The organism is Spirilliplanes yamanashiensis (assembly GCF_016863475.1).
GTDB lineage: Bacteria > Actinomycetota > Actinomycetes > Mycobacteriales > Micromonosporaceae > Spirilliplanes > Spirilliplanes yamanashiensis.
Genome location: NZ_BOOY01000059.1, coordinates 1 through 588, shown reverse-complemented (window position 1 = coordinate 588; position 588 = coordinate 1). Strand labels below are relative to the sequence as shown.

The window sequence follows — 588 nt, the reverse complement described above, 5'->3', positions numbered from 1 at the left end:
CAGGCTCCGCGCCGTAGTTGCCGACCGTGACCTTGTACTCCTCGACGATCTGGTGACCGCTACAGAAGGGCTCGCTGAGGATTACTGCTCGGGCCTGACGGGTCACCGGTACAGGACCGACGCGAGGCGCCGCCGCCAGTGTCGGAGTAGCCATCGAGGGAGGGAGGTCGAAAGACGCATGCTGGTCTGGCATAGGCGTCGCCGTAGACACCGGCGGAGCATCGATCGCTGTTTCCCAGGTCTTGAGCGTGTCGGCCACCCTCTCGCTTCGCTCGTCCACATTAATGCCGGCAGCGGCACAGAGAGCGAGAACGATGGCCTCAACCGTGCCGGCTTCGTGAGGTAGAACCTGGCCAGCGAGAACCCTCCGTATTGTCTCGTGGCTAGCGGTGCCCGTGAGCCCTCCGTCGGATGACTCGTTCTGGGCACAGATCCACCCAGCCAAGTTGCGGACTGTCGGCCTCCCTGCCCGCGAGTACAAAGCCCATAAAGGTCCGTGGAAATCCGCTCTTGGCCCTGGAGGCAGCTGCGGCTTGCGCATCCGCGGTGGCATATGACCTCCATGTTCAGGTTCCAAGTCAAGCCTTG

1 protein-coding gene is annotated in these 588 nt (G+C 63.1%); it reads right to left on the bottom strand.

The window, feature by feature from the left end; translation table 11 throughout:
* The coding region (locus tag Sya03_RS30680) for a hypothetical protein (protein WP_203941952.1) at positions 1–445 on the bottom strand (445 nt) is incomplete at its 3' end.
* Between the last annotated feature and the right edge of the window lie 143 nt (positions 446–588).